The organism is Candidatus Sodalis sp. SoCistrobi, from assembly GCF_900143145.1.
In the GTDB taxonomy this organism is placed as follows: domain Bacteria; phylum Pseudomonadota; class Gammaproteobacteria; order Enterobacterales; family Enterobacteriaceae; genus SoCistrobi.
On the sequence record NZ_FRDB01000222.1, the window covers coordinates 1 to 4465 of the forward strand.

The 4465-nt window shown below is 56.2% G+C and carries 3 protein-coding genes and 1 pseudogene; 2 read left to right on the forward strand and 2 right to left on the reverse strand.

Annotated elements, in window-relative coordinates; genetic code table 11:
- Together CINSTRO3249_RS13035 and CINSTRO3249_RS13040 are read left to right on the forward strand one after the other, a co-directional pair.
- Positions 1-1360: flagellar biosynthesis protein FlhF (locus tag CINSTRO3249_RS13035; protein WP_254304262.1), on the forward strand; the 1360-nt coding region annotated here is incomplete at its 5' end.
- Between the two features lie 16 nt (positions 1361-1376).
- Positions 1377-1877, forward strand: a pseudogene (locus tag CINSTRO3249_RS13040) (thiamine pyrophosphate-dependent enzyme); the annotation flags it as partial.
- Positions 1878-1910: 33 nt separating this feature from the next.
- Here the strand turns inward: CINSTRO3249_RS13040 and CINSTRO3249_RS13045 are convergent.
- Together CINSTRO3249_RS13045 and CINSTRO3249_RS13050 are read right to left on the reverse strand one after the other, a co-directional pair.
- Positions 1911-2741 (reverse strand): glycosyltransferase family 8 protein, encoded by an 831-nt coding sequence (locus CINSTRO3249_RS13045; RefSeq protein WP_074013588.1) that lies wholly within the window; start codon positions 2739-2741, stop codon positions 1911-1913.
- A gap of 1 nt (position 2742) precedes the next feature.
- Positions 2743-4128, reverse strand: coding sequence for a D-arabinono-1,4-lactone oxidase (locus tag CINSTRO3249_RS13050; protein WP_074013589.1), 1386 nt, complete (start codon positions 4126-4128; stop codon positions 2743-2745).
- Positions 4129-4465: the final 337 nt, after the last annotated feature.

Here is a 4465-nt window from a genome sequence, read left to right on the forward strand (position 1 = left end):
CATAGGTATCTACACATTTATCGTGATACCTGTTATTACTTTGCAGAATGATTTCAACCTATCTGTTGGCGGGATTGACTCTCGCCTTACCCGCCGATATCAGACGCTGGTTAAACAGCATATGACGCCCGCGGCTCTTCTTGCTTCTGCGGTTAAAGACCTCGCAAGTGCTCAAAAATCAACTTTCGCAACTACCCAAGCTGTCTGGCGTTTTCTGAATAATAAGCGAATTAGCTTCAGTCAACTCAATGAGCCAATTATTTCGCTAGCACTTGAGCAAATTTCGCTTAGCCCGCATCCATACGCTCTCGTTGTTCATGATTGGTCACGTTTACAATTTCTTTACCATCATGCCAAATACGGACGCTTAAAAATGACGCACGGTGGCGATGTTGGATATGAACTTCAAAGCAGCTTGCTGGTTGATGCTGGCACGGGTTTGCCAATAGCGCCTCTATCTCAGACACTTACCGATGCAACCGGTTGTCATTCAACGTTGGCGGAAGGACTGTCCGAACGGCAGACACATATGGACGCCTTGACGACCGATATTGCCCGTGTGGAATCGCTTAATATAGGTAAAAAGCTGATTCATATAATTGATAGAGAGGGTGACTCTATTGGACATATGCGGACGTTGAGTACTCAAGGAATATGCTGGCTTATCCGAGGAAAAGAAGGACATGGTGCAGAGTGGCAAGGTAATTCATTGAAAATTGGTGAGATTGCTGCTCTTCTGCCATACAACGGATGCGGACAGGTAGACTGGAAAGGGAAAAAAGCTGATATGGAAATCAGTGAAACCTCGATAGTCATAACCCGAGCTGCGCAGCAGAAGCGTAAAGATAAAGAAACCGGCCGCCGCATAAAAATCCAACCTGGAGAGCCTCTGACGGTCAGATTGGTTGTTGTTCGGCTTACGGATGATCTCGGTAATGTGGTGGGACGCTGGACGCTGCTTACAAACGTTTGCAGCGAGATCACCTGCGAGGAAGTAGCTCGTTGGTATTACTGGCGCTGGAATATTGAATCATTTTTTAAGTTGCTGAAAGGTGCCGGACATGACGTAGAAACATGGCTTCAGCGCAGCGCGCCAGCCGTACTACGCAGGTTGTTAATAGCCAGTATGGCTGCTGTTCTGGTATGGCGGCTGCAACGCGCTGAAGGAGAAGAAAATGCGGCAGCCCGCCAGCTGATATGTCGCTTGTCAGGACGACAGCAAAAGCGAGGCCGCAGAGAGAGCGCTCCTGCTCTGCTCGCTGGCCTATCCATCTTGTTGAATACACTAAAATTATTATCGGAATATAGTCTGGAAGAACTTACTCATTTAGCGAGAGTTGCTCTTAAGCCTCCTCCCTGATGTGTAGATACCTATGCCCTCACGGCCGGTGGTGGCGCTGGTGGGCGACGGCGCCATGCAGATGAACAATTTGGCCGAGCTTATCACCGTGCAAAAATACTGGCAGCGCTGGTCCGACCCGCGCTTGATCGTCTGCGTGTTTAATAATCACGATCTCAATCAGGTGACCTGGGAGCAACGGGTGATGGAGGGAAATCCACGCTATCAGGCCAGTCAGGACGTGCCGGATGTTCCCTACGCCGGCTTTGCCAACAACCTGGGCCTCAAGGGCATCTATGTCGACGATCCCGCCGATTTGCAGCAGGCCTGGGCCACGGCGCTGGCGGCGGATCGGCCGGTGGTTATTGAGGTGTTGACCGATCCCGAAATCGCGCCGTTTCCGCCGCATGTCTCGCTGGCTCAGGCCAAAGCCTTTATGTCGTCGCTCGCCAAAGGCGATCGCGGCGCGGGACGGGTGATAGCCGATACGGCGTCACAGCTGATAAGCGAAGTACTGCCCGGCAAACGCGGCAAATAGGCCTGCCGCCGCGTCCGCTTTGCCCGTGGCACCTTAGGTATCGGGCAAGCTATCGGCGGTGCGGCGCCAGCGCTTGACCAGCCGGCTGTCGCTGGCATCCGTTTGCGCTTCAGCTTGCCAGGGTTTTTGCAGGATAAAATGGATGGCGTGAACGGTCGCCTCGTCCCACAAGCGCGGGTGTTGATACACCAGGGTTTTCAATGCGTTATAGCCGTAGGGCAACTGGCGCCAGCGGCGGGCAAAAAACTGATTAAGCAAATCCTGCTCGGGGAAGGGGTAATGCGTTAAATCGCTGATGCTGTCCAGAGCGCTTTGCAGCGCGGCATAGGTGCCGCGGTCCGGCGTCAAAACCATGAAACCGGAGTTGAAATAGCCTGCGCTGCCATCGGCGGGCATCGGCTGGCCGGGCTGATAATGGCTATAAAAACAATTCTCGGGTACCCAGTCCGCCGGATAGCGGGCCATTCGCTTCGGGTTGCATCGGCAGGCGTGGCAGGCGGCAATCCATCCCGCCGGCAACGACTGAGTGAATAACGCGTCCATATTTCTCACCACCAGCATATCCGCATCCAGGAACACCAGCCGGGTGAAATCATCCTGCGCCCAGGCGCACAACTTGGTCCAGACCTCCGAAAACTGTGCCCGGGCATAATGGGCGCGTATTCCCGGGCGCGGCTGCAGCGCCGGTACCTCGCGCACCAGGCATCCCTCCTGGGTTAGTCGCCGGCGGGCAGCGTCGGGAATCGATTCGGTCACCATGACCACCAGCGGATAGCGGCTGCCGCTTTGCTGCAGCGAACGCCACAGCGTCCGCACGCCTATCAGATAGTCCGGCTGCGTCAGCAGCGTGATCCAGGCTGCCATCTCAACGCACCTCCAACAGACAATCGGTGAATGCGTTCGAGAAAGCGCCGGTGGGATCCAGCGCGGCGCGGACGTGGCGAAAATCGTCCCAGCGGGAGTACAGATTGCGCCAGCGGTAAAGCGCCGGATGATAATACTTGCCCCAGTGCGGTCGTCCGCCCTGGGCGGCGAGCCGTTTTTCCACTTCTTGCAGAAAAGCGATACCGTCGCGGGAAAGGGTGCCATCATCGGCATAGTAGACCACGAAGCCAAAAAAGCAGGTGGGCTGCTGCCAGGCGGGGCTGAGCCAGGCCGATGACGGCCCGGTGCAGCGCAAAATCACCGGATAATGCATATGGGGATGGGCTTCGGCATACCATTGCTTGATAAGCGCGATAGTCTGGCCGGCGCGGGCCAGCGGGATGCCGATTTCCACGTTGATTTGCGGCGCGGCGATACCCCGACAGAACAATTGATAAATGTCGCCGGTCACATCGGTGAAATCCTTGAAGCGGGTGACGGTGTCGAAATGCCGGCCCTCCTCGCCAAGAATGCGGGTATCATTTTGCATGTGCGTCAGCGTCTGGTCGACCGTGGCGTTCAGCGAACTGTCCCCCGCGCCGAGCGCCACGGCATCGCCGTCGCCGGCGCGGTAGCGCTGCCGCTCCCCCGGCGTCGCCGCCCGCGAACACCAGACATGTACCCGATCGTCTTCAGGAAACCACCAGGCTTTATTGAAGGTAAACGCCTTGTTCCAGGTGTAAATCTCCTCCTGTAACCGGCCGGCGGAAACCGCGCTTTTAAAGCAGGTAAACACCGTCAACGGCACCGTACGTAGCGTGATTTCGGTCATTACGCCCAGGCAGCCGAGGCCCAGCTGCAAGGCGCCGAACCAGGGGTGATCGCGGTCGAATTCGGCCACCGTACCGTCGGCGCACAGGAGTCGGATGTGCAGCACGTCATCGGCCAACGCCCCCTGGCCCAGTCCTTGCCCGTGGGTACCGGTAGCGATGGCCCCCGCCAGCGTCTGGATAGCGATCACCCCCGGCGACGCAGGCAGCATACGGCCCAAGGTCTTGAGCGTCTCATACACTTCATTCAGCGGCGTACCGGCGGCGAAGGTGGCGCTGCTCTCGCTGCTACGCAGCAGACCCGTCAGGCCGGAAATATCAATCAGGGTATCCTGCTCATGTTGGATGGCCAGCAAGTCTCCTGTTGATAAGGTGGTGCCGATCGGGCGGATACGACCGCTGCGGTGGGTAATGATATGCCGCAGCGCCTCTTCATCCTGCGGCCGCTGTAACCGCGTCTGTGGTCCCAGTGGCGCGTTTTGCGCCCAATTCCAGATGTGCTGTTCTGACGTCACGTCTGGCGCCGGCAGGCTACGGCGCAACGGATAATCTGCCATTTCTGATAACACTGCACCACTCCTTCCATTGAAAGAAACCAGCCTGACGTACAGGCTTTGCTTCCCTTTTAACTGCGCCACTTGGCGTGAAAGGGGTTTCTCTTCAAAAGCATAGACCATTTGTAAAGTGAATACTTGGTCGGCATGGGAAAGGCGATAATGCCCGACAAAGATGGGGGGTTAGCCGGTGCAGCGGGTGGCGGTGTATAGTGAATCACCCCGGATAAATTAGAGTCTATACTTTAAAAGTGGAGGTCTCTATGACAACGACCAAACGTTACTCTCCGGAAGTCCGTGAACGGGCAGTTAATCTAGTGCTGGAAACTCAGCATGAGCA

Excerpts from the sequence above, each read along its gene's own strand:
- CINSTRO3249_RS13050 (WP_074013589.1), bottom strand. The coding sequence starts at position 4,128 with ATGGCAGATTATCCGTTGCGCCGTAGCCTGCCGGCGCCAGACGTGACG.
- CINSTRO3249_RS13045 (WP_074013588.1), bottom strand. The coding sequence starts at position 2,741 with ATGGCAGCCTGGATCACGCTGCTGACGCAGCCGGACTATCTGATAGGC.